Origin of the sequence: Bifidobacterium sp. UTBIF-68, from assembly GCF_006408855.1 — a bacterium.
In the GTDB taxonomy this organism is placed as follows: Bacteria; Actinomycetota; Actinomycetes; order Actinomycetales; family Bifidobacteriaceae; genus Bifidobacterium; species Bifidobacterium reuteri.
This window is the reverse complement of the sequence record NZ_JFAN01000022.1, coordinates 68,080-92,417: the sequence shown is the minus strand read 5'-3', so window position 1 is coordinate 92,417 and position 24,338 is coordinate 68,080. Positions and strand designations below refer to the sequence as shown.

15 protein-coding genes are annotated in these 24,338 nt (G+C 60.1%); 3 read left to right on the top strand and 12 right to left on the bottom strand.

Going from position 1 to position 24,338, the window contains the following annotated elements:
• Window positions 1–536: 536 nt before the first annotated feature.
• The 5 genes from BW14_RS07215 to BW14_RS07195 form a co-directional block, all read right to left on the bottom strand.
• Complete coding sequence (locus tag BW14_RS07215) at window positions 537–1,169, bottom strand: tetratricopeptide repeat protein (RefSeq protein ID WP_052382005.1); 633 nt, start codon at window positions 1,167–1,169, stop codon at window positions 537–539.
• Window positions 1,166–2,392: an ATP-binding protein gene (locus BW14_RS07210; RefSeq protein WP_044088296.1), complete on the bottom strand. Its 1,227-nt coding sequence runs from the start codon at window positions 2,390–2,392 to the stop codon at window positions 1,166–1,168. Before BW14_RS07210 ends, BW14_RS07215 begins: the two co-directional genes overlap by 4 nt.
• 93 nt (window positions 2,393–2,485) lie before the next feature.
• A complete protein-coding gene (gene brxC / locus BW14_RS07205) occupies window positions 2,486–6,280 on the bottom strand; it encodes a BREX system P-loop protein BrxC (protein WP_140489867.1) in 3,795 nt (1,264 codons plus the stop codon).
• Window positions 6,277–7,122, bottom strand: coding sequence for a DUF1788 domain-containing protein (locus BW14_RS07200; RefSeq protein WP_044088298.1), 846 nt, complete (start codon window positions 7,120–7,122; stop codon window positions 6,277–6,279). Before BW14_RS07200 ends, brxC begins: the two co-directional genes overlap by 4 nt.
• Before the next feature lie 121 nt (window positions 7,123–7,243).
• Entirely contained in the window at window positions 7,244–7,951 is a 708-nt protein-coding gene (locus tag BW14_RS07195) for a DUF1819 family protein (protein ID WP_044088300.1), read from the bottom strand.
• A gap of 375 nt (window positions 7,952–8,326) precedes the next feature.
• Here BW14_RS07195 and BW14_RS07190 point away from each other — a divergent pair, with 375 nt between their 5' ends.
• Window positions 8,327–9,073: an alpha/beta hydrolase gene (locus tag BW14_RS07190; RefSeq protein WP_044088301.1), complete on the top strand. Its 747-nt coding sequence runs from the start codon at window positions 8,327–8,329 to the stop codon at window positions 9,071–9,073.
• 281 nt (window positions 9,074–9,354) lie between these two features.
• Entirely contained in the window at window positions 9,355–10,203 is an 849-nt protein-coding gene (locus BW14_RS07185) for an aldo/keto reductase (RefSeq protein WP_140463130.1), read from the top strand.
• Between the two features lie 505 nt (window positions 10,204–10,708).
• Here BW14_RS07185 and BW14_RS07175 read toward each other — a convergent pair.
• The 4 genes from BW14_RS07175 to glgA form a co-directional block, all read right to left on the bottom strand.
• Complete coding sequence (locus BW14_RS07175) at window positions 10,709–11,590, bottom strand: nitrilase-related carbon-nitrogen hydrolase (RefSeq protein ID WP_223847958.1); 882 nt, start codon at window positions 11,588–11,590, stop codon at window positions 10,709–10,711.
• Between the two features lie 48 nt (window positions 11,591–11,638).
• Window positions 11,639–12,481 (bottom strand): Cof-type HAD-IIB family hydrolase, encoded by an 843-nt coding sequence (locus BW14_RS07170; RefSeq protein WP_044088302.1) that lies wholly within the window; start codon window positions 12,479–12,481, stop codon window positions 11,639–11,641.
• Window positions 12,482–12,493: 12 nt separating this feature from the next.
• Window positions 12,494–13,345 (bottom strand): ABC transporter ATP-binding protein, encoded by an 852-nt coding sequence (locus BW14_RS07165; protein ID WP_044088303.1) that lies wholly within the window; start codon window positions 13,343–13,345, stop codon window positions 12,494–12,496.
• A gap of 193 nt (window positions 13,346–13,538) precedes the next feature.
• A complete protein-coding gene (glgA, locus tag BW14_RS07160; RefSeq protein ID WP_044088304.1) occupies window positions 13,539–14,786 on the bottom strand; it encodes a glycogen synthase in 1,248 nt (415 codons plus the stop codon).
• 571 nt (window positions 14,787–15,357) lie between these two features.
• On the opposite strand from glgA, the gene BW14_RS07155 reads away from it, so the two are divergent.
• Window positions 15,358–16,512: a hypothetical protein gene (locus tag BW14_RS07155; RefSeq protein ID WP_181162329.1), complete on the top strand. Its 1,155-nt coding sequence runs from the start codon at window positions 15,358–15,360 to the stop codon at window positions 16,510–16,512.
• A gap of 262 nt (window positions 16,513–16,774) precedes the next feature.
• Here BW14_RS07155 and BW14_RS07150 read toward each other — a convergent pair whose 3' ends face one another.
• The 3 genes from BW14_RS07150 to gltB all read right to left on the bottom strand — a co-directional run bounded on the left by BW14_RS07150 (window position 16,775) and on the right by gltB (window position 24,196).
• A complete protein-coding gene (locus BW14_RS07150) occupies window positions 16,775–17,239 on the bottom strand; it encodes a membrane protein (RefSeq protein WP_044088308.1) in 465 nt (154 codons plus the stop codon).
• Window positions 17,240–18,084: 845 nt separating this feature from the next.
• Window positions 18,085–19,623: a glutamate synthase subunit beta gene (locus tag BW14_RS07145; protein WP_140489863.1), complete on the bottom strand. Its 1,539-nt coding sequence runs from the start codon at window positions 19,621–19,623 to the stop codon at window positions 18,085–18,087.
• A 1-nt stretch (window position 19,624) separates the two neighbouring features.
• Complete coding sequence (gltB, locus tag BW14_RS07140) at window positions 19,625–24,196, bottom strand: glutamate synthase large subunit (protein WP_140489861.1); 4,572 nt, start codon at window positions 24,194–24,196, stop codon at window positions 19,625–19,627.
• Window positions 24,197–24,338 lie beyond the last annotated feature (142 nt).

The window sequence follows — 24,338 nt, the reverse complement described above, 5'->3', positions numbered from 1 at the left end:
AAAAATCTCGACCTGCGAAGCCGGTCTTCCCATCCGCTGCGGTATTCTATGCCAAAATTCAACATCGTTGAAGTTATGGAACAAAGCGAACATCATAACTACATGTCCTTTCGCTTGAGAATCTTGAAATGAGTTTCCGGATCTGTTCCAGGAGTTCCATCAAGTTTGACAAACTCACTTGAATGGCGGTCAATTATGCGCAAGTACCCAGCAATCATGTCAGCTAGAACGATGTAATCACGGCCAACATATTTGTATTTATAACCTTTCTTACGCCCATCCAGAGGAGAGCAAAAAGTTTCATCTCGGCGAAACGCTTGACGATGCAATCAAGTCCATGCTGAAAGACCGATCTGAGGTCTACCGGCTCATCGTATGGCGTCCCTCACCTGCGGAACTTGAGCAAGTGCAGCGATGAGGACCCACGACGAGCAATTCCAAGCGGTGAGGACAGCTATAGCATGGCCATCGGCATTGTCCGTCCCCTCGCTTGAGGATTTTTGATGTGGGGATCTTTTCGGCCCCACATCAATCAATCAATCATTCGTACGAGCGTATCCCGCCCGGGCACTTTGCAGCGCCTTGCCATACCAATTAAGCCCGCCCGACAGCGCGACTTCGAAATGGGCGACCGCATGACGGTAATACCAGTGGGCGAGTTTCCTGTTCTCGTGATCTCCTTCGCCCCGCTCGCAGCATTCGGCAAGACGCAGCTCAATGCTGGCCAGCACGGCGGCGCCCTGTGGATTATCGGGATCGCATTCGTTGCCCGCGAAATACCCCGCCCTGCAATACAGTTCGACGGCCTTTTTGGGGTCGCGTGCGCATCCGCGTCCGGACCGATACAGATCGCCGAGCTTGTAGCAGCTTTCCGGATTATCCATCTCAGCACCGAGAGTAAACCAGTGGAAAGCCTGCGCGTCATCCACTGAGCCGATACGGCCGTACAAATACACGTAACCGAGGTTCGTGGCCGCCTGCGCATTGCCTATGTTCGCGCTACGCTCATACCATCGTGCCGCCTGTTGGAACAAACGGGCCCTCTCACCGGGATCCTTCTCGCGCATGGCGGCGTCATAGTTCGCCGCGCCGATGTCCAGCGAAATGTCACCACCGAATACGATATCTGCGGTCTCGTCGTAATTATCGCTCGTCATTGTATCGGTCATATATTCTCCTCGTTGAGAAGCCAATCCAATGCATACACTTGTTCGATGCCCTCGTGCGAGGTCGGGCGTTCGTCATCAAGCGTGATCAAGATCTTCGGATAATTGTCCCTGACCGCACGCAATGACGACAATTCACGTTCCAACGTATTCGGATCGCGAACAGATTCACTCACTTGGTAATATCGGCGTCCGCTGGCACCATTGGTGATGAAGTCGATCTCACCGCCCGAGCCTTGTCCGACGTATACGTCGCCTTCTCGGCGCATAAGCTCCAAAAACACCACGTTCTCCAAGAGACGCCCCGTGTCGCGTACGTTGTTGGAGCATAGGATGCGGCGGATGCCGAGGTCCACGGCGTAATACTTGCGCTCCTGACGTAGCGCACGCTTGCCTTTGATGTCGAATCGCTGCACCGGGTAGAAGATGAACGCAGCCGCAAGACCTTCCACATAATTGGATACTGTGGGCGGCGATATCTTCGTACCCATTGAGGTCATGGCATCCGCGATGGACTTGGGGTTGACGAGGTTACCGATGTTGTCGAACAGGTATCGGGTCACCGTCTCCAGCGCGGCGATGTTGGATATGCCAAGACGCGCCGCCACATCCTTGAACAGAACCGTGCTGAGAATGCCGTCAAGGTAATCGTGCAACATGGTCTCATCGCCGGGAAATCCCACCGTTGCAGGAAGCGCGCCGTCGTGCAGATACTCCGACCATGCACGCTGCAAGGTCAATCCCTCATTGGAACGAGCGCTCCAATACTCCGCGAAGGAGAGCGGCGTCATGGAGATCTCCACATACCGACCGGATATCAGGGTCGCCAGCGTGCCAGAAAGCAACATGGCATTCGAGCCGGTGATATACAGGTCAAGATCGCCCCTGGCCTGCAAACTATCGAGAGCCTTCTGAAAGTCTGGCACGTTCTGGATCTCATCGATCAGCACATAGCGGCGACCATCTGTTGCCGTGTCCGCGAGCGCGCATCGGCGAAGAATTTCCTCGTGAAGCTTGTGATATTCGAGGAATTGCTCGTTCTCCAGTAGCTCAAGGTTGATGTGGATGACGGCTTCGGGGGCAATGCCATACCGTGCGATCAGCCGCTGCTTCCAGAGCGTCATCAGCGTGGATTTGCCACATCGACGTACGCCGGTGATCACCTTGACCACGTCACGGTCTTTCCACGCGTCAAGTTTGCGCAGATACTGCGGCCTGTCGATCATCGGCGCGCCCTTTCAGAAGAATAAAACAGATTTGCAATATTGCCAGTATATCAGCAGATTTAAAATGTATTTTAAATCCGCGCGAAAACCGGCTCAAAGTAAAATGCGTTTTCCTTCTTGGATGGCGGCGATGAGCTCACGGCGGTAGGCGTCGAGGAATTCGTCCACGTCGTCCTCCGTGCGCAGCATCGGCTTGGGATGGGGCGGCCTGACGCGAATCGTGCGAGCGGCAGGCTCAGCGGCTGCCGGAACGGGCTTCGGCATGTGTTTGGGGGCCGGCGTGGCAGGCGCATCATCCGTATCGTCCGACTCCGTCCCATGAGAGCCGCCCGGCGTCGACGTAATCGTCACGCTCGGTTCGGTCTCTTCCGGCCGAACCGGCTGCTCGGGTCGGGCCTTCGCGGCATCCAGCTGGTTGACCAGCGTCAGATACAGGCTGCCGCGCACGGTGTCGGCGGTCTGGCGGATGTCGGCGATGTACTTCGCTCCGCTGATTCTGGCCTCCGCATCCTGAAGCGAGCGCAGGGCGCTCCGCTGGGCATCCTCACTGGCGTTGCGGTAGGAGTCGATGCCTGTGATGGATTCACGCACGTCGGAGACTACGCCACGGGCACGTTCGCGCTCCTCGCCCACCAGTTCGCCAAGATGCCGCTGCAACTCGGCCAGACGGGTCTTGAACAGATTGACCTTGTTGCCGCGGAACAGGAGCGGATCGTCCGCGATGGCGCGTACCCCGTCGCGTTCCCGCTGCAGGTCGGGGGCGGCAAGCGAGAAGTTGGAGTCGTTGGTCTTGATCCACTCCAGCCCGTCGGCGAGCACGTCGCGCTGCGCGCCGTTGAGCACCTTGCGAATCGGATCGATCACCTCCTCCTTGTCGTCGAGCAGCTGATCGGTGTTGTTGCCTTCATCCCCGCTCGGGAAGAATCCCAGAATCCACTCCTCGCCCATCGCAGCCACGGCCTTCATCCGCTCCAACGGCTTGTCAAGCTGGCCGACGAACACGAACCGCCCGTTGGCGGCCTTGAGATTCTCGAGGCTTTGCGCCTGGGTCGCGAGCCCATCCCTGATGGCCCGGGCCATGTCCTCGGAGTCGCCGGGCAGCTTGTCGGCGGTCAGCCCCAGATACTCGTTGGCGAAATCGCGCAGCTCACGGAGCTTGGAGGCGTCGTAGCGCTTCGGAATCACCACGCGCACGTTTTCGGTCTTCTTCTGGTTGGTCAGATACTTGACCACATCGGTGTGCGATACCCGATTGCTGTCGATCATGAGCCGGATGCGCTCGGTGCCGTACAGGTAGCACAGGCATGCCAGCGTATCAGGCAGCGGCCAACCGTACGGTACATCCTCGTAATGCTGGATCACGTCACGCACTGTCGGTATGAGACTGCGCCTGATCTGGCCGGCCACATAGTCGTAGATATCCTGCGCCGGCAGGTCCAGAAGCGTCCTCGTCGCATTGGTGCCGTCCAGCGAAGGCGTGGGATCAGATGCGTCAGCGAGAACCACGGGCAGGTCTTTCTCGGTGTACGTGAGCCCTTCCACCATGCTGAAGTTGGTGTACAGGCGGCCGATCAGCGTCTGTATCGCCTCCGTGATGATGACGACCGCATCCTGACTGGCCTTCGTTGCCAGCTGCGAGCCGTTATAGGCGATGACCGCGGAACACACCGATTTGGCGACCGCCGCGCGCAACTCGCGCTGCATGATGTCGAGGTCGCCGCGTTTGTCGTCGATGATGCGCTTGCGCGGCCCCTGCTCATTGGAATGGAGACGCAGATACTTCTCGGTGCGTTCGACCATGGCCAGATCGCGCAGCAGAGTCTTGCCATCGTCGCCGAGAATCACCCGCACCTGCTCGCGCTCGCCGGACGAACGCAGTATCTTGGCGTCCAAGGACGCGTCGTCCAGCGGGGTGACAACATGCAGTGTAATCGGATAGGAGTGCCCCTGCGCAATGCCGTCAATCATCAGACCATAGCGGAAATAAGCTTTCTGCCTGCCTTGGCCGTACTCCACACGCAATGGCTGGCCAAGGATCTCGCCGAGAATCCTGCCGAGCCGATCGCGAATGCGCCCATCCTCGATGTCGAGGTTCTTGATCTCGCTTTCGACGGCCTGCTCGTCGTTGGTCAGATACTCGTACTCGTCACCTGTACGGTGCACATAGTTCTGTCGTTCCAGAACATCAAGCGTCTCCTGGATACGGTGTTCCAGCTCGGGCAGATTCTCGCCGAACCCGGCGAGCACGAGAATGCGCAGATTGCGCACGTTGGCCTTGAACCCCTTGACGTGCTTGACCAGCAGCAGCGCCTTGAGCAAAGGCAGCGCCAGCTCGCGGATCTGCGGGTCGAGTTCGCGTTCGGCCTCGTTGATGCGATGGTTCACCGAACTCTGGATGGTACCGGCGATGCCGTCATACAGGGCGCTGAACGGCACCAGAGCGCCAAGAGCGTCGTTCTTGTGCTCCACCAGCGCGATGCTTATGGTGGACAACAGTGAACGTTCGCCAACCGATCGATGCTGGCCCTCGAAGAAACCGGCGTCGCTCATGCCGCGCATCGCATCCTGGAACAGGGCGAACTCATAGTTGACGAACGGATAGGTGGCGGCGAAATCCTCCTGAGTGCCGAACCGGAGATTCTTGAACTGGCGCGCGCCGCCTTCGCCTTGGAAGGTGAACAGGGCGTCGAGCTCGTCACGATGCATGCGCCACAGTTCGTCGACCGACGCCTCACCCCGTTCGTTCTTGGTGAGCAGTCGTTTCTGGATGACCTCGATGGCATCGGCGCTGGAGAGTTTCAGGTTTACTGCGAACCGGCCTTTGATCTTCGTGAAATCAAGCCCCTGCCTTACCGTGCGGTCGCCTATGACGGCGTCGATGTCCTCCTGGGAGGTGACGATCACCCACACGCGACCGTTGGTGCGGGAGAACAGCTCTTCGGTCACGGTCTGCAGGTTGAGCATGAGATTGGCGTCGTCGCCGATGAACTGGCCGACCTCGTCCACGAGGAAGATCAGACGCTGTTTGGCGGGCTGAAGCTGCAGCCAGGCGTTCACATCATCGGCGAAATCGGCGATGGTCGGGTTGTACTGTTTCTGATAGTCCTTGAGGATGTCGCGCACCTCGTCGCCGGTCGCGGCGGAAAACGCCCTGTCGATCTTGGGGCCGGAGAACGCTGCCTGAGCGCGTCCCTTGGACCATGGCTTGCCGGCGATCAGTTCGAACTGGCGTATGAACTCGTCAAGGCAGCCGTTGGCGTCGAGGTCGCGCTCCATCTTCGCCACGTACTTGTTGGCGCCGTAGTAGCCGCGCGCCTCGTCGAACACACGGATGAAGGCGTCCATGAGCACGGTCTTGCTGCCCTTCTGCGCCTTGCTGTCGATGTTGAACAGCAGGGACGTGGCGGGGATGCGCAGATTGGCGTCCAACAGGCCTTCGAGCTCGTGGTTCTCGGCATCCCGCGCCTTGGACTTCATGATGTCGATGACCTGCGTGCGGTCCAGCGGCTCGGTGACCCCAGCGCGCGCGCCGGCCGGGATGTCGCCCAGAATGTGGGAGAGAATCTTCAAGAGGTGGGATTTACCGGAGCCGAAGAAGCCCGAGATCCAGACACCGTTCGTATAGTCGGCGGACGGGTCGTTGTACGTGTCGAGGAATAGTTCGAGATTGGTCTGGATCTCGTTGGTCAGCACGTATTCGCGCACCTCGTCGGCAAGGTTGCTGTCGTCGCTGGCCTTAATCACACCGTCGATCTTGTCGTCGATGTTCTTGACGAAGATGTCCCTGAGCTGCACTGCACCCGCGCATGCGTGTGCAGTGCCGTCGCTTCCGTCGACTCCACCATCACCCATGATGACGTCCATGCTCTCGCTCATGTCCTCGCTCATGCGCCGGCTCCTTCCATAATCGCGGTGTTGAGGCTGAATGCCCGATAGTAATTGTCTGCGTCAAGCCGATCGAACAGGCGCATGACCGACACGGTCGTGGCCGTCTTCTCGTAGGTTCCCGGGAAGAACACCACCACGGGGGTATTGGAGGGAACAACGTCCTGGATGCAGTTGAGCAACGCATGGGTGCGGATGTACGGATATACCTGTCCCATGCCGGTGAGGAACACCATATCGGCCTCGCTGCTCGCCGCGGCCTGCTGGTAGCACTTCCTCAATGCCTCTTTCAAGTCGTCGTTGTCAGGGCCGAGCATACCTGCGAGCGCCTGATAGAAGTCGTCCTCCTGCAGCGGCGGCAACTTGTCGATTGTTCCATCGGCACCATTAATGTCGGCATCGATGCCATCAGTGTCGTGGCCGTCACCGTCGCCGTGCATCTCGGGCTCCTGTTCGATGGCCGAGTCGAAAACGTCATTGTCCTTCATGATTCCTATGGCCATCTCGTACAGGTCGATGACCAGCACGGCGGGCGCGACATCATCGGCGTCCACGGGGTCCATGCCCTGCAGGCGATTGACCAGCATCGGAATGCGGCGCCTCACCTCCAGCTCCCTTTCCGGCGGATAGGCGTAGATGAAATTCGCCGGCTCACCGCCGGTGTCCTCGCCGTTGCGGAACCGCTTGGAGCTCATGTACCGGAACAGTCTGTCGAAATCCTGTTCGATGCTGCGGGATTGCCGGACCGAACCTACCGCACTGTGCGAGCCAGATGTGCTGTGCAAGCCAGACGCGCTGTGCACATCATGCACATTCCGCGTACCATGCACATCATTGAAATCCATCACGCCTCTGCCTCCTCTCACGACCTTTACGACTGTCCCGGCGCGCACGGCCCTCGTGGCAGTTGCGCCCCTCGCGGCCATATCCGCCCGATTCACCTGACGGTTTCAACCCTACTTGCCCTCAGCCCTCGCTCATGGGGAAGAACCGGAACGATTCCGGCCTGTCCTCAAGGATACCGGCCACCGACCCTCCAAGCAGTGAGGGCAGCAGCGTGTCACTTCGTCTTTCCACCAAACCAGCCTCCGACATCGCCTTGAACACGTTCGAGCGCAACTTGTTCGACGTGGCCGGGCTGAGCTCCTCAAGCTCCTCATGCCACATGGCCTTGCCTTGGATGAACCGGTCGTAGTCCTCACGGGTCACTGTCGGCAGGCCCATAAGGTAATGATCGCGGACCACTTCGGTGGCGAACTCCCCGATAAGCGCATAGTAGCGGCACATCGCCACCCACATCAGCGCCTGGCAGTCATTGGCCGAGGTATCGACATCCGCCAGGAAACGTGTTTCCTCCTCGGTGAGCGTACTGAGACGTTTGAGCACCTCACTGACTACGCGGGCGTTCGCCGACTGCGTTCGGATGGACAGCACATTGTCATCGATGGCCTGTCGGCGGACCCGCAGTATACGCTCCCCCAGTTCACCTTCACCGACAACTTCGCCGGCCAAGGGTGACGAATCCGCCCCTGACACCGCGTCTTCCGCTGGACAGCCGTTCTTCACAAACAACGAGGCGATGATCCGGCCCTGCGGGGCCAGAAGCCCGCCGACCGTGAACGACAGACGGTAGCGTCCATTGTGCAGAGTTTCGGAACCATATGAACCCGCCATCGCATCTCCTTGTGGTCCTTGAGGACTATGGACTACGGTTGCAAGAATATTTCAGACTACCCCCGGGCAGCGATATACACGCGATATACACGCGGCCCAATCATGAGCTTGCACCACGCAGAATCTCAGCATCGACCAATTCCGCCTATCGACGTCAGTACACGGCGGCATACAGTCATTGATTGCATCCTGACTCCCCTTGTCAGAACGAGCTGGCCCGCGAAGCGGGACTGAGAGACAGTTAATCAACGAACTTCTGACGTGGAAGACTAGACTGAAAATGCAATTGTGGCGCACAAAGCTGGTGAACCGGCACATCCGACTCGCCAGCTTTACCCCTGCGGCCGTAATACGTCCATGACATGAGGTGAGACAATGCGTCTTCGGTTCACTAGCAATCTCGCGGCTTCCCCGGCGGAGGACAACCGGCTGTTCGTGATGTTCCACGGATACGGGAACGACGAAAGTGAAATGGTCCGCATCCTCGATGCGGTGTATGCGCATGATGCACAAGATGCACAGGATGCACACGGTGCGCAAGGCGCGCGTTCCTGTGCGGAAGCGCATGGAATCGCATCCATTGCGTCGCAGCCGCTCACAGCTGGAGTGGCACCAGAATCGGTCTCTATGCCGCTTGGCACCGAGCCGAGTTATCTCTCGTTCCGCGGCACCTACTCCAGACCCTATATGGGCGGGAATTACTGGTATCCGGATGGTTGCGGCGTCGAGGAGCGTCAGCGCGAATGCGCGGCCGTAGGCGAGGCAGTGACGCAACTGCTCAGCGCTCCCCTGTTCCAGCACCGGCGCATCATTCTTGTGGGATTCTCGCAGGGCGGGTACCTCTCATACCGACTGGTCAAGGCGTATCCGCGACTGTTCAACACGGCCATTCTGCTCAGCCCGTCGTTCAAAGGCGAAGAGGGGTCGACACTTGAATCGTCAACGCGATTCTTCCTTGCATACGGGGCCAACGATCATACGATTCCCTCGGACGATCAGCGCAATGCGCGTGCCGTGCTGGAGAATGCCGGTCATCTGACCTCTCGGACATATCCCGGCATGGGGCATGCCATCTGCGATGAGGAAATCAGCGACATCCGCGGGTTTTTGAACGTCCTCTGACCGTATTGATGTTCTCTGAACGCCTATCTCGCTTGAGTGAGGTACATTTCCGGTTTTGCCGTAAGTACCTCATTCAAGCGAGATAGCCCCCAAGATAATCCATTTTCAGCACTTCGATCACGGCCGGCACTCAACTCTGGCTCGGTGGTTTTACTCACACGCCCGTCACCTCTTTCGGAGAGACGAAACCCTATAGCGAGAGGGTACAGTAAGCATGGAAAGAAATAAGAGCCCAATGGCCTCATGGCATAGGGCAGAACAGCAAAGGAGCGATGATGACGCTGATGGAACCGCCGGCAATCCCCACGCGCAAGGCGCATGACGGGCTGGAGCTGCCGTCCATAGGATTCGGCACATACAAGGTGAACGGCTTCGCGGGCGTCGAGGCCATCAAGTCGGCGCTGGAAGTGGGCTACAGGCTCATTGATTCCGCATTCAACTACGAGAACGAAGGCGTGGTCGGCAAGGCGATCCGCGAGTCGGAGGTGCCTCGCGAGGACATCATCGTGGCCTCGAAACTGCCGGGCCGCCATCACCAATACGATCAGGCACGCGCCACCATCGAAGAGTCGGTGGCCCGCATGGGTCTCGACTACATCGACCTGTATCTGATTCATTGGCCGAACCCCTCGCAAGGTCAGTTCGTGGAGGCGTGGCAGGCGCTGGTCGACGCGCAACAGCAGGGCATCGTGAAGCATATCGGCGTGAGCAACTTCCTGCCCGGCCACATCGACCTGCTCATCCGCGCCACCGGAGTGACGCCGGCCGTGAACCAAGTGGAGCTGCATCCGTTCTTCCAGCAGAACGAGCAACGTGCCTATGATGACGCGCACGGCATCATCACCGAGGCGTGGAGCCCGCTCGGACGCGCCAACCAGATGCTCAAGGACCCGACCATCGTGCGCATCGCCGAGAAGCACGGCGTCTCCCCCGTGGCCGCCATCCTGCGCTGGCATCTGCAACTGGGCGACGTGGCGATTCCGAAGTCCATGCACCGCGAGCGCCAGCGCGCCAACCTCGACCTGACCGGTTTCGCGCTCGATGAGCAAGATATGCGGGACATCGCCGCCATGGATAACCCGGAGGGCTACACCTTCGGCCAGGACCCTCACTGGCACGAGGAGGACTAAGGCAGCGGTTCGGTGTGGTCGGCTCGCAATGGAATCAGACGCCAGTATCCCGCGTCATTAATTCGCTGTTTATAATTCTGGCTCCCCTTGTCAGGGGAGCTGGCCCGCGAAGCGGGACTGAGGGGTAGTGAATTAATCAACGAACTTCTGGCGCAAGATACTGTCCCGTCACTGACTGCCCCGTCACTGACCGGCCGGCGTCCGACGAATATGGGTCACATCGTCGGAAGTACCAGTACCTAAGAAACATGCTATGTTCCATGCCGGAGCCGTCAAGCCCCCTGTCGGCTGATGCCGCCCTTGTGCCCCGTGGCCTTGAATGGCTGTGCGTGGCGCTTTGATGGTTGCGAAGCGCCACGCACAGTTGCTTTGCCCACTGTTGTCTGCTCGCCCAAAATATGGCTCTCCCCGCTATGCACGCCTTTGACCGAAATGTTCTTGGCCCGCAGAGCCTTCAGCCACCGCTCATCCATAGCGTGTCTTCTATTGTCATTCATGAGCATCCTCATCTCAGCTTCGGGTCGGCGAACCGCCGATTCTTCAGTACCGGCAATATCTCGCGTACTCGTTCAAGTCGATTCCGGTCCAAAACAGCGTTGATCAGGCCAGATTGTGTATCGTCCGCTTCAGCCATGGTCTCGCCCATGGGATCGATGATGCGACTGCATCCGATGTTGCGCTTGCTGACCTCACTGCACGCCAGCACATAACAGGTGTTTTCCACGGCTCGGGCCGCCGTCAGCAGTCGCCAGTGCCGTTCTTTGGAATCGCCCCGTACCCACGCCGCGCTCACCACTATCGCATCGGCACCACGCACTGCCAATGATCGAGCAACCTCCGGGAACCGCACATCGTAGCAGGTCATCACACCGATCTTCCACCCATCAATATCCACGATGGGAGGCAATTGTGTACCGGGACTAACCACGTCGGATTCCTTCGCGGCAAACGCATCATACAAGTGGAGTTTCCGGTAGTCCGCGATAATGTCGCCTTCGCGAACCACCAGAAAGGCGTTGGAAACGCGATTGTCCGGCTGACTATCCCGATGATCGTCGGGGCGATCCTCATCTCCTCGCATATTTCGCGCATCCGGCACGACGTGGACCGTCCCCATCAACGTGATGTGGCGATTGGCGCTGATCCGCCGCAACCCCGTGACGAACGGGCCGGCGATGGACTGCGCATGGGCGGCGGCGAACGCATCATCATCACCGTCACGCGCGATAAGGCCCTCGGGCAGCACCAGCAGTTTCGCGGCGTCCTGCGCCGCATCCCGCGCGAACGCATCGATCAATTTCAGATTGCGTTCCGGCTCCCGCGCAACAGTAAACTGTGCGACTGCCACCTTCAACCGGTCATCGTACGATGCGTAAATCATGCCCATACTCGCGTCCCGCCAGTCTCACGACGACTCCACTCCCGACAATCGTTCTCAAACCAATCCAAGCACCCGAAACGCGTTGGCGATGCCGTTGTCGTGGATGTCGGTGGTCTGGATGGTGCAGAATTTCTCGATGCCGTGGATGGCGTTGCCCATGGCCACGGACGTGCCGGCGGCCTTGAGCATGGCCGTGTCGTTGTCCGAGTCGCCAACGGCAATCGTGTCTGCGATCGCGTAGCCGAGCGCCTCCGCCACGTCGCGCAGAGCGGTACCTTTGTCGATGCCGTTGATCAGCAACTCGCCGTTGTTGGGCGAGATCTTGTCGTACGAGCCGTGCACGGTCTCGAACCATGGGGACAGGTCACGCTTGGTCTGTTCAAACGTCACGTCCGGATTCGGGCCGGTGAAGTAGGAGCCTTTGCTGACTTTGATGGTCTCGCCCAGCGTCGAGCCGAACGGCACCTCCACTTCGTCGATGAGATGCCAGAACCGGGCGAACTCGCCCCGGTTGAACGCCTTGCCTTTCGACTCCAAGTGACGGCGATAGCCTTCGGAGATGTACATGCCGTCCGCGCCCTGCCACTGGTAGCTTTCGATGTGATGCAGTCTGAAGTATTCCATGGCGGCGTCCACAGCGGCTGCCGGCACGAGATGCTGGAACAGCAGCCGGTCCCCCACGTTCGCCTGCGCGCCGGCCACGGAGACCACGCCGTCGAAACCGAGGTCGAGGATGCTGCGTTCGATTTTCGGCATGGACCGCCCGGTGCAGATGAACAGCTTATGCCCGTTTCGCTGGGCTTCGGCACACGCCTCACGCGCCGAGTCGGGCACCACATGGTTCTCATCCGCCAATGTGCCGTCGATATCGAGAAAAACCAGTTTGCCTGTCTTCATCAGTTACTTCCTTCACACTGCATACGCGGACCAGCGGCCGTGGCTGTGCTCGACCTCGATCGGCATGCCGAACAGGTCCGAAAGGCGCTCGTCGGTCAGGCCATCCTCGAGCACGCCGGAGTAGACGATGGTGCCGGCACCGGGGTTGCCCATCGCGTCGATGCCATCGGCGGTGGCGTCCTCGGCGGAGACCGGTTTGCGCCCCATGATGGCGATGTGGTCGAATCCGGCCGGAATCTCCTCGAGCCGATGGGTCACGAGCACCACCGCGCGGTCGGAACTCTCCTCGCCGATGCGGCTCAGGGTGCGCATCACCTGCTCACGGCCACCCAGATCGAGTCCGGTGGTCGGTTCGTCCATGATGAGCAGTTCCGGGTCGCCCATCAGCGCTCGGGCGATAAGCACGCGGGTGCGCTCGCCTTCCGAAAGGCGCCACATCTGCTTGCCTTCGAGATAGCTCACGCGGAAATCACGCAGCAGTTGACGCGCACGTTCGTATTCCGAATCCGTGTATGTGTCCTGCCAGCGTCCGGTCACTGCGGTGAGCCCGGTAACCACGGCGTCCAATGGATCCTCGAAATCAGGGAACTGACGCCCCAAGTCGGCGGATGCGAGGCCGATGCGCGTGCGCAACTTGAACACGTCGTATTTGCCGAGCTGGTGGCCAAGGATGAACACGCGGCCTTCGGATGGGAACGTGCGGGTGGCGAGCATGCCGACCGCCGTGGATTTGCCGATGCCATTCGGGCCGAACAGCACCCATCGCTCCCCCGCATGGATGGTGAGGTTCACGTCGGTGATGATGACACGGCGGTTGCGACGGAATTCGACATTCTCCAGTCTGAGGACTTCGGCTGAGCTCACGGTGATGCCTTTGCTGTTCGATGGTGGCTATTGATGATGGGCGATTATAGTAGCGCATGACTGGCTGCGCATGGCCTGGTTCGCATGCGAAAGGGAGAGACCATGAGAGGATTCGTCTTGTTGGTCTCTCCCTCCGTCACGCTTCGCGTGACACCTCCCTCATCAGAGGGAGGCTGGCGCGGGGTGCGGGAAACTACTTGCGTTCGTCGAGCACGGACTGGTAGACCTTGACGGTCTCGTCGGCGACGGACTCCCAGCTGAACACGTCACGGGCGCGCTCGTAGCCGGCCTTGCCCATCTTCTCGCGCAGTTCGGGGTCGGCCATGATTCTGTTGATAGCGTCGGCCATGTCGTGCACGAACTTGTCCGGGTCGGTGGGGGTGCCGGTGCCGTCGTGCAGCTGGTCGATCGGCACCAGGAAGCCGGTCTCGCCGTCCACGACGACCTCGGGGATGCCGCCGGTGGCGGAGGCGACCACAGGCAGGCCGCAGGCCATGGCCTCGAGGTTCACGATGCCGAGCGGCTCATAGATGGACGGGCAGATGAAGGCGTCGCAGCCGTGCTCCAGGGCGCTCAGCTCCTTCTTCGGCAGCATCTCCTCGATCCAGATGATGTTGCCGCGCTCCTTGTCGAGCTGGGCGAAGGAGTTCTTGACCTCCTCCATGATCTCCGGGGTGTCGGGCGCACCGGCGCACAGCACCACCTGTACATCCTTGTTGACGAAGTGCAGCGCCTTCAGCAGGTACGGCAGGCCCTTCTGGCGGGTGATGCGGCCCACGAACAGGAGCGTCGGCTTGCTGCGGTCGATGTGGTAGCGGTCGAACACGCCCCATGCCGGGTCATCCTCGGCCGGAGTGGCGAATTCGGACATCGTGATGCCGTTGTACACCACGACCACCTTGTCGGGGTCGAGGTTCGGGTAAGCGGCGAGGATGTCCTTGCGCATGCCGCCGGAGACGGCGATCACGCGGTCGGCATGCTCGTAAGCGTCCTTCTCGGCCCAGGAGCTCAGGTTGTAGCCGCCACCGAGCTGCTCGCGTTTCCACGGGCGGAACGGCTCAAGCGAATGCGCGGTGATGACCAGCGGCGTGCCGTGCAGCATCTTGGCAAGGTATCCGGCGAGGCATGCGTACCAGGTGTGGGCGTGGATGATGTCCGCGTCCACATCGTTGGCGATCTGCAGATCCACACCGAAGGTCTTCAGAGCGGGATTGGCTTCGGACAGTTGTTCAGGCACGTCGTATCCGACGACCTTAAGGCTGCCCTTGGCTGCGTCGGCGTTGGGGATCGCAGGAACATCAGCCTCAGTGCGCTTGCCATCGAACGCACGTACGGTCACATCGATGCGCTCGGCCAGCGCCTTCGAAAGCTCCTCAGCGTGTACGCCTGCGCCGCCATAGACGTGCGGCGGGTACTCACGGGTAAGAATGTCGACCTTCATTGGATGCCTCTCCTTCTTGTCATCAGAACACTGGAAGCAAGTTCTACTTTAAGGCACCTTGACGCTGAAAATGCGCAGGCCGCCACGCATGTTTACCAACGCGATACTGGACGTTGCACACTAACGCTGTCTAGACTGGAGTTGTGCATGGCAATGCTCAATGAGGAGGGGAGAATCGATGACCGGACAACAGCCTCAGGAACCGTACAACCAAACCAACCGCAATCCACAATCGAATCGGCCGCGCAGTATCCCATACGGTCAGGCGCCTCAGGCGCATATACCCACGCAAGGCAGCCAATATCTGCCGAATCAACCATATAAGCCTCAGCCTCAGCCTCAGCCTCAGCCTCAGCCGGGCCAGCCGACTCAGCCCAGCCAGCTCGACAATCAGGCATATCTTGGGAGCAACAATCCACAACAACCCCGACCTGCAGTACCCGGGCAGGCTCCTTTTGCACCGCAGCAGCCCTATGCCCAACGGCCCAATCCATACGCCCAACCCGCCTCGCCGGCTCAGGCAAAGCCATACGCCTCCCCCGGTGCAGGTCAGCAAATCCCGTATTATTCCATGCAGCCGAAGGCGAAGAAGCGCGGTCTGAGCGGCGGAGGCGTCGCGGCCATTGTGATTGCGGTGATCCTGGTGCCGATCCTGCTATTCGCCGCCATTATGGCTGGTTTTGCAGCGATGGCGAACAAGGCCGTCAATGATGCGATGCAGCAGGCGCAAAGCGAGGTGGAAACGCAGCAGCAGGACGACTCTCAGTCCCAATCCCAGTCTCAGCCTGAAATCGAGTACATCACGATGAAGGACCGTCCCTCCTATAAGGGAACGTACGATTATGTGAACGGCAAATACGAGCAATACAGTCAGGAAGCGTTGGCCGACACTCAGGGGTTCATGGACAAATACCGCATCCCCGTCACCGATGACGGCAACAAATACGTCACCGATTTCATCGCGGTATTGGGCAAGTACGCAACCGATCTGAAGAAGATGGGAGACACCGTCGGCGTCAACGCCAGCGAGATGGACGACGTCATCGCGTCCTATCGGACCAATACGGATACCGTGGAGGGTCATTTCCTCAAAGGCGAGCCCCTTGATGTACAGGTGACCTTGCAGGGAAGCAACGGGGAGACCTACACCGTGGACGGCCAGAATTCGGTGGATCTCAAGCCGCTATGGGCCGATCTGGAGCCGAAGGTTGCGGCCGCCTCGAACGATATGGGATCGAATTACGCGGAAAGCGCCCAGAAAATCGTGGAGCTCGCCGGATTGCAGATCAACTGGGATCTTGAATCGGCCTACCAGTACTGCACCAAATCAGCCGAGAACAGCCCCGACATGAAGACGCTCAACGACAATGAGACATTTGGCTTCTATTGCCCGGTGACGCCGAACGTGATCTACGCGAATCAGCAGGTCAACGGCTGGGATTCCATATACGCCCCCTCCGCCGGAATACGTCACGAGATAGCCCACCATGCCATCCACATGTACTGCGGCACCATCCAGCCTCCAGTCGTCATACAGAACGGCGTGAACCGCTTCGAGGGCGTGACCAACAGCTACGCAGTCAAGTATCTGGGAGCGGATGCCAATCTGCTCAGCCAAAGCGCCCAGCAGGCGGCCGCCAACAATCACCGGCAGTACCTGATGGACGATTTCACGGATAAGGCCGCCGATGCGATCCATCGGGGCGAATGCGAGGCGATTCAGTAAATCGGTTGGCAGGGAATCAGCTGGAACAGCACCGGAACCATCGTAAACACCAGCGAACGGGCTGTATGTTCGCGTACCAACCAAGGTACCGCGTACATACAGCCCGTTCTGGCGTCTGAATCGGCTGCATGTTCGCGGCATGGTCGTTCACACGCGAACATACAGCCGTCACCGGCAACGAATCAGCACCAACCGACTGCGTCTGGCTGTACTTCGACCGGATCCGAACGACTTCGACCGAATCCGACCGTCAGCACACGGTTCAGACTGCGGTGCCGTTCTGATCGAGGTTCGGATTGTCCTTGGAATTCCCCGCAGTGAAGAACAGGCTCACCACGCCCACGATGAACACGCCGGATACAGTGGCGATCAACCAGAACGGATGGCTGGGCAACCACATGACCACGAAGAAACCGATGATGGCAAGCGCAATCAGCGTCCAGCTGCCGACGCGGAACCATTGGCGTACCGAATGCGGTGCCTTGAACATCTTCGGATCGGAATAGTTCGGATTGGTGTTCAGCACGGTTTCAGGTTCTTCCACCTTGCCGCCGCTGGGCTTCCATTCCTTGCCGTCGGTACCGTCCTGCAGACGAATGGACTTCTGCTGCAGCTGGTATTCGTCGATCATTCCCGAACGACCACGACCGCGCGTGGAATCATATTGCTGCGGTATTCCCTTGCGATTGGCTTTGGCCTGGGCTCGACGTTCTGCACGGTTCGGCATATCAATACTCCTGTCTCAGCGATGACACTGTTGGCTATATTACTCGCTTGGCCGCGCCGCGCGTACACAATCCCGACGGACGGGTAGTCCGGACCCCAGCTTGTTCTGCTTCATTGCTTGTTCGACGAGCCTATAACAGTCCACTTCCCTTTCAACAAACATACACGATAAAGAAACGTATTGGGATGCCGCTAGGCCCGCCAATGTCTAGGACGACTAATTGTTTGTTATGGCGACCGGGCGACGAAGTACCTAGTCTGCCTCGCCGTAAGTTCGTTGATTAATCACTACCCCTCAGTCCCGCTTCGCGGGCCAGCTCCCCTGACAAGGGGGCCTCCAATATATTCAACGAATTAATGACGCGGGATACTGGTGAAAGGTCATTATAATATATGTGGCTATTAATAGCTACCGTCAAGGGAGACGCCAATGAGCAGAAGCATCAATAATCATGTTGTACGCAAAGGAAAAATCTACCATATTCTCCCATGCATACTCACAATTGTTGCACTCTGCTCTACGTGTATCAACAGCAAGTCTGGAAACTTAATTTCTATACTAGCCAACATCGCCAGTATTCACGAAAATATTATATGGCTAATAATCTTGTTAATATCTATGATATCAGCCTGCTTATGCATTTATTCCATTCACAAAAAAGATTGTAAGATATATATATAAATATTTGCTTTATTATTAATATATATTATATACTAGTCAGTCTTTTGACCATAACATAAATGTGCAATCAAGAATAAAAGAGTATTGATAATAAAATAAAAATAGCCGGTTCTTGCATACCTACTTAACGTAGCTATGCAAGAACCAGCTATACGGGCAGAATGTCAGCGAGGCAACATCATCGGGCGGTCACTGGCCTTGATCGGTGCTGGCAGCTCACTGGTCTTCTCGCTGGAGAGGTACTCGTCCACGGCGGCGGCGCAGGAGCGGCCCTCCGCAATGGCCCAGACCACGAGGCTCTGGCCACGGCCGGCATCGCCGCACACGAACACGCCATCCTGGCTGGTGGCGAACTTGTCATTGCGGGCGATGTTGCCGCGCTTATCCAACTCCACAGGCAGCTGGTCGAGCAGCGTGGTGGTGTCCGGGTGCAGGAAGCCCACGGAGATGAGCACCAGATCGGCGGGCAGCACGCGCTCAGTGCCGGGCTGGCGAGTGAACGGGCCGTTCTCCCCCGGTGCCACGGAGACCACTTTGAGGCCGGTCACATGACCGTGCTCGTCCGCCACGAAGCCTTCGGCGGTGGTGGAGTTCTCGATTTTCACCTTGGCCTGCTCCTCCTCGGAACCGATGAAGTTCACGGAGTCGGTGCTGTACAGGTAGGTGCCGCCCTCGGCCATGGACGTGGTCTTCTGGTAGGTGCGGGCGAAGGTCGGCCACGGCTGGTTGGCCGGACGGGTCTCCGGTTCCTTCGGCATGATCTGCAGCACGGTCACGTCCTTGGCGCCCTGGCGGATCGAGGTGCCGAGGCAGTCGGAACCGGTGTCGCCGCCGCCGATGACGATGACGTGCTTGTCCTTGGCGGTGATGTCGTTGACGGGCTTGACACCGAAGACACGACGCGTGGCGTCCGGCAGGAAGTCGAGGGCGAAGTGGATGCCGTCGAGCTCGCGGCCGGGGATCTTCATGTCGCGCGGCACGCGGGAGCCGATGGCCACCACGACGGCGTCGTAGCGGTCGCGCAGGTCGTCCCAGGAGATGTCCTTGCCGATCTCCACGTTGGTGCGGAATCGAGTGCCTTCGGCCTCCATCTGCTCCACACGACGGTCGAGCAGACCCTTCTCGAGCTTGAAGTTCGGGATGCCGTATCGCATGAGACCGCCGATGGCGTCGTCCTTCTCATAGACGACCACGGTGTGGCCGGCTCGGGTGAGCTGCTGGGCGGCTGCAAGTCCTGCGGGGCCGGAGCCGACGATGGCGACGGTCTGGTCGGTCAGGCGCTGCGGCGGCAGCGGCTTGACGTAATCCAGATCCCAAGCCTGGTCGATGATCGTGCACTCGTCGTTCTTGATCATCGTCGGTGGCTGGTGGATGCCGAGAACGCAGGCCTGCTCGCACAGGGCCGGGCAGATGCGGCCGGTGACCTCGGGGAAGTTGTTGGTCTGGGACAGGCGGTTGTAGGCGTCCTCCCACTTGGCCTGACGTACCAAGTCGTTGAACTCCGGGATGATGTTGCCCAGCGGGCAGCCGGTCATGCAGAACGGGGTGCCGCAGTCCATGCAGCGTGCGGCCTGCTCGCGTGTCCACGGCTGCAAACCGGATTCGGCGTGGACGTCGAACCAGTCCTTGATACGCTCCTCGATGGGGCGTTCGGCCAGTTCACGGCGTGTACGGACCTTCAGGAATCCTCTCGGGTCGCCCATGTCAGCGCACTCCTTCCATGACGTGCTCGTATACCTGATCCCAGGCACCGGGCGAATTGAAATCGACGTTGTTGGCCTTGGCCTCTTCCATGGCTCGGGTCATGGCCAGATACTGCTTGGGCACTACATGGGTGAACCGCTTGACGGTTTCGTCCCAGTCTTCCAAAAGTGCGGCGGCGAATTGGGAACCGGTCTCTTCAGCATGCTGCTTGACCAGGTCGTGCACCAGCTTGCCGGACTCCTCGTTCAGTGGCTCGAAAAGCAGAGCTCCGGACTTGATGGCGCCCGGGTTGACCTGCTTCATGTCGAGGTCGAGCACGTAAGTGTTGCCGCCGGAGAAGCCGGCACCGAAGTTGCGGCCGGTGGGGCCGAGCACCACCACGGTGCCGCCGGTCATGTACTCGCAGCCGTGGTCGCCCAAGCCTTCGACGACGAACGTGGCGCCAGAGTTGCGCACGGCGAATCGCTCGCCTGCGCGGCCGGCCACGAACATCTGGCCGGAGGTGGCGCCGAAGCCGGTCACGTTGCCGGCGATGACGTTCTCATGGCAATCGAAGGTGACGTTGGTCTCCGGACGCACGATCATACGGCCGCCGGACAAGCCCTTGCCGGCATAGTCGTTGACTTCGCCGTAGATGCGCAGGGTCTCGCCGCGTGGGATGAACGCGCCGATGGACTGGCCGCCGGAGCCGTGCAGGGTCATGTCGATGGTGTCGTCAGGCAGGCCCGGCTCGCCGTAGCGGCGGGTGATCTCGTAGCCGACCATCGTGCCAACCGTACGGTTGACGTTGCGGATCGGCATCTCGATACGCACCGGCTCCTTGCGCTCCAGCGCCGGCTCGGCGAGCTTGATGAGCTCGTTGTCGAGCGACTTCTCGAGCTCGTGGTTCTGCTCGATGGTCTGGTGCAGGATCGTACCCGGCACCGGGCCGGCCTGCTTGAGCACGTTCGACAGGTCGATGCCGTTGGACTTCCAGCGCTTGATGGCCTCGTTCTGATCCAGGCATTCGACGTGGCCGACGGCCTCCTCGAGCGTCCTGAAGCCAAGCTGGGCAAGAATCTCGCGGACTTCCTCGGCGATGAACATGAAGAAGTTGACCACGCTTTCAGGCTTGCCGCGGAAGCGGGCGCGAAGCTCCGGGTCCTGCGTGGCGATGCCCTGCGGGCAGGTGTTCTTCTGGCAGGCGCGCATCATGACGCAGCCCTCGACGATCAGCGCGGCGGTGGCGAAGCCGAATTCCTCGGCACCCAGCAGGGCGGCGATGACCACGTCGCGGCCGGTCTTGAGCTCGCCGTCGCACTGGACGACGATGCGGGAGCGCAGACCGTTCAGGATCAGCGTCTGCTGGGTCTCGGACAGGCCGATCTCCCATGGCGTGCCGGCGTGGCGGATGGCGTTGAGCGGGGCCGCGCCCGTGCCGCCGTCGTAGCCGGAGATTAGCACCACGTCGGCATGGCACTTGGCCACGCCGGCCGCAATGGTGCCCACACCGAACTCGGAGACGAGCTTGACGTGGATACGGGCCTTCGGGTTGGCGAGCTTCGCATCATAGATCAGCTGCTTCAGATCTTCGATGGAGTAGATGTCGTGGTGCGGCGGCGGGGAGATGAGCTCCACGCCCGGGGTGGCGTGACGCACCGTGGCGATCCACGGCGGAACCTTGGCGCCCGGCAGGTGGCCGCCCTCGCCGGGCTTGGCGCCCTGGGCGAGCTTGATCTGCAGGTCGGTGGCGTGCACGAGGTAGTCCGAGGTGACGCCGAAGCGCGCGGAGGCGATCTGCTTGATACGGCTGTAGCGCAGCGGATCCTCGATGCGGTCGTCGGATTCGCCGCCCTCACCGGAGTTGGAGCGCGCGCCGATCGAGTTCATCGCGATGGCGAGCGTCTCATGGGCCTCCTGGCTGATGGAGCCGTAGCTCATGGCGCCGGTGGAGAAGCGCTTGACGATCTCGCTGGCCGGCTCGACCTCGGAGATGTCGATGGGCTTGCGGGTCTCGTTGAACTTCATCAGGCCACGCAGGGTCATGATGCGGTTCGACGTGTCGTTGATGTGGTGCGAGTACTTCTTGAACATCTGATAGTCGCCGCGCTGGGTCGACTGCTGGAGCAGGAAGATGGCCTCCGGGTCGTTCAGGTGGTCCTCGCCGGTACGGCGCCACTTGTACAGGCCGCCGGTGCGCAGGTTGCGGTGCGGGGCCGCGGTCCACTGGTTCGGGTAGGCCACGCGGTGGCGGACGGCCACCTCCTCGGCGAGCTCGTCGAGGCCCACGCCGCCCACGCGGGAGGTGGTGCCGGTGAAGTACTCGTCCACGACCTCCTGGTTGAGACCCACGGCTTCGAACAGCTGGGCACCGCGGTAGCTCATGATGGTGGAGACACCCATCTTGGACATGATCTTGAGTACGCCGGTGGAGAGAGCCTTGGTGAGGTTCTTCACGGCGGTTTCCGCATCCACCTTGAGGTAGCCAGTGCGCGCCAGATTCTCCACGGATTCAAACGCCAGATACGGGTTCACGCAGGCGGCACCGTAGGCGATGAGCAGGGCCACATGGTGCACCTCGCGCACGTCTCCGGCCTCCACGGCCATGGAGATCTGCGTGCGTGTGTGGCGGCGCAGCAGGTGATGCTGCACGGCGGAGGTGAGCAGCAGCGACGGGATCGGACCCCACGTATGGTTGGATTCACGGTCGGAGAGCACAATGAAGTTCTTGCCGTTCTCGATGGCCTCATCGATTTCGGAGAAAATCTCTTCAAGACGCTCTTCAAGCGCCTTGCCGCCGCCGGCCACCTGATACAGGCCCTTGACCACGTACGGGCGGTAATAGCCGCCGAGCACGCGGGCCTTGTCGAGGCGCTTCAGCTGGGCCATCTCGTCGGAGTTGACCACGGGCAGCGGGATGAGGATCTTCTTGGCGTGCAGCTCGGAATCGGCCAGCAGGTTCGGCTCGGGGCCGATGGCGGATTCAAGGGAAGTGACGATCTCCTCGCGCTCCCAGTCGAGCGGCGGGTTGGTCACCTGCGCGAACTTCTGGTGGAAGTAGTCGAAGAGCATGCGGCTGCGGTTCGACAGGGCCGGCAGCGGGGTGTCGTTGCCCATGGAGCCCAGCGGCTCCTTGCCGGTGTTGGCCATCGGGGTGAGCAGGAGTTTCAGGTCCTCCTCGGTGTAGCCGAAGGCGCGCTGACGGCGCTGGACGGACTGGCCGGAGTGGTTCACATGCTCGCGCTTGGGCAGGTCGGAGAGCTCCACGGAGTTGCCCTCGACCCACTTGCGGTACGGGTGCTGGGAAGCGAGACTCTTCTTGATCTCCTCGTCCGGGATGATACGGCCTTCGGCGGTGTCCACAAGGAACATCTTGCCGGGCTCGAGGCGTCCGTTGGCCACCACGTGCTTCGGATCGTTCTCCGGAATCACGCCGGCTTCGGAGGCGAGCACCAGATAGCCGTCATCGGTGAGTTGCCAGCGGCCAGGGCGGAAGCCGTTGCGGTCGAGCAGGGCACCCACCTGAGTGCCGTCGGTGAAGACAATGTCGGCCGGGCCATCCCACGGTTCGATGAGCGTGTTGTTGTACTCGTAGAAAGCGCGTACATCCGGGTCGAGATCCGGGTTCTTCTCCCACGCCGGCGGCAGCATCATGCAGATGGCGTGCGGCAGGGAGCGGCCGGCGAGGTGCAACAGCTCGAGGCATTCGTCGAAGGTGCCGGAATCGGAGTAGCCGGGCGTGGTGATCGGCAGCAGCGGCTTGAACTCGCCGAGCAGTTCTGAACTCAGACGGCCCTCGCGGGCGGACAGCCAGTTGCGGTTGCCCTGAATGGTGTTGATCTCGCCGTTGTGGGCCAGCAGGCGGAACGGCTGGGCCAGCGGCCAGCTCGGGAACGTGTTGGTGGAGAAACGGGAGTGGACGATGGCGACAACGGCCTTCATACGCTCGTCGTTCAGGTCCGGGAAGAACCTGGTGAGCTGCATGGTGGTGAGCATGCCCTTGTACGTGATGGTACGGGCCGAGAGGGAGGCGAAGTACACGCCCACCTCATGCTCCACACGCTTGCGAATGCGGAAGGTCTTGCGATCAAGGTCGATGCCGGCGAGGGAACCATCCGGGGAGGCGACCACAAGGGTCTTGAAGCCCGGCATTGCGGCGAGCGCCTGCAGGCCTAGTCCGTCCGGGTTGGTGGGCACCACGCGCCAGGCGAGCACTTCGAGGCCCTCCTCGCGCACGATCCTGGCGATGGCCTGCTCCTGCTGGCCGGAGGTCTCGATGTCGCGGTCAAGGAACGCGATGCCGGCCGCGTAATGGCCCTCCTCGGGCAGGTCGGCGGGGATGACGGCACGCATGAACTCATCCGGCATGCTCATCAGGATGCCGGCGCCGTCACCCGTGTTCTCCTCGGCACCCACGGCACCACGGTGATCCAGATTGACCAGCACCTCGATGGCGTCGGTGACGATCTTGCGTTCCGGACGCTTGTTCAAGGTGGTGACCATACCCACACCACAGGCGTCATGCTCGTTGGAGGGGTCGTACATGCCATCCGGAGCATGGACCGTGAGATCAAGCGGGGCTTTGAATGTCACCGAAATCACCTCAATTGCTTATGGGCGCGCTCACAAACGTGCCACTTCCTAAGTTGCTGTTGACAGAGTAGCGTTGCGGTATGTCGATTGCATTTCGCTGTCCATATACCGAATTGCAGAAAAAGTCAAGAGTTGATTTTAG

Excerpts from the sequence above, each read along its gene's own strand:
- BW14_RS07200 (WP_044088298.1), bottom strand. The coding sequence starts at position 7,122 with ATGGATTTCAATGATGTGCATGGTACGCGGAATGTGCATGATGTGCAC.
- glgA (WP_044088304.1), bottom strand. The coding sequence starts at position 14,786 with ATGAAGGTCGACATTCTTACCCGTGAGTACCCGCCGCACGTCTATGGC.
- BW14_RS07145 (WP_140489863.1), bottom strand. The coding sequence starts at position 19,623 with ATGGGCGACCCGAGAGGATTCCTGAAGGTCCGTACACGCCGTGAACTG.
- BW14_RS07150 (WP_044088308.1), bottom strand. The coding sequence starts at position 17,239 with ATGCCGAACCGTGCAGAACGTCGAGCCCAGGCCAAAGCCAATCGCAAG.
- BW14_RS07190 (WP_044088301.1), top strand. The coding sequence starts at position 8,327 with ATGCGTCTTCGGTTCACTAGCAATCTCGCGGCTTCCCCGGCGGAGGAC.
- BW14_RS07170 (WP_044088302.1), bottom strand. The coding sequence starts at position 12,481 with ATGAAGACAGGCAAACTGGTTTTTCTCGATATCGACGGCACATTGGCG.
- BW14_RS07215 (WP_052382005.1), bottom strand. The coding sequence starts at position 1,169 with ATGACCGATACAATGACGAGCGATAATTACGACGAGACCGCAGATATC.
- BW14_RS07195 (WP_044088300.1), bottom strand. The coding sequence starts at position 7,951 with ATGGCGGGTTCATATGGTTCCGAAACTCTGCACAATGGACGCTACCGT.
- BW14_RS07175 (WP_223847958.1), bottom strand. The coding sequence starts at position 11,590 with ATGGGCATGATTTACGCATCGTACGATGACCGGTTGAAGGTGGCAGTC.
- BW14_RS07155 (WP_181162329.1), top strand. The coding sequence starts at position 15,358 with ATGCAGCCGAAGGCGAAGAAGCGCGGTCTGAGCGGCGGAGGCGTCGCG.
- brxC (WP_140489867.1), bottom strand. The coding sequence starts at position 6,280 with ATGAGCGAGGACATGAGCGAGAGCATGGACGTCATCATGGGTGATGGT.
- BW14_RS07210 (WP_044088296.1), bottom strand. The coding sequence starts at position 2,392 with ATGATCGACAGGCCGCAGTATCTGCGCAAACTTGACGCGTGGAAAGAC.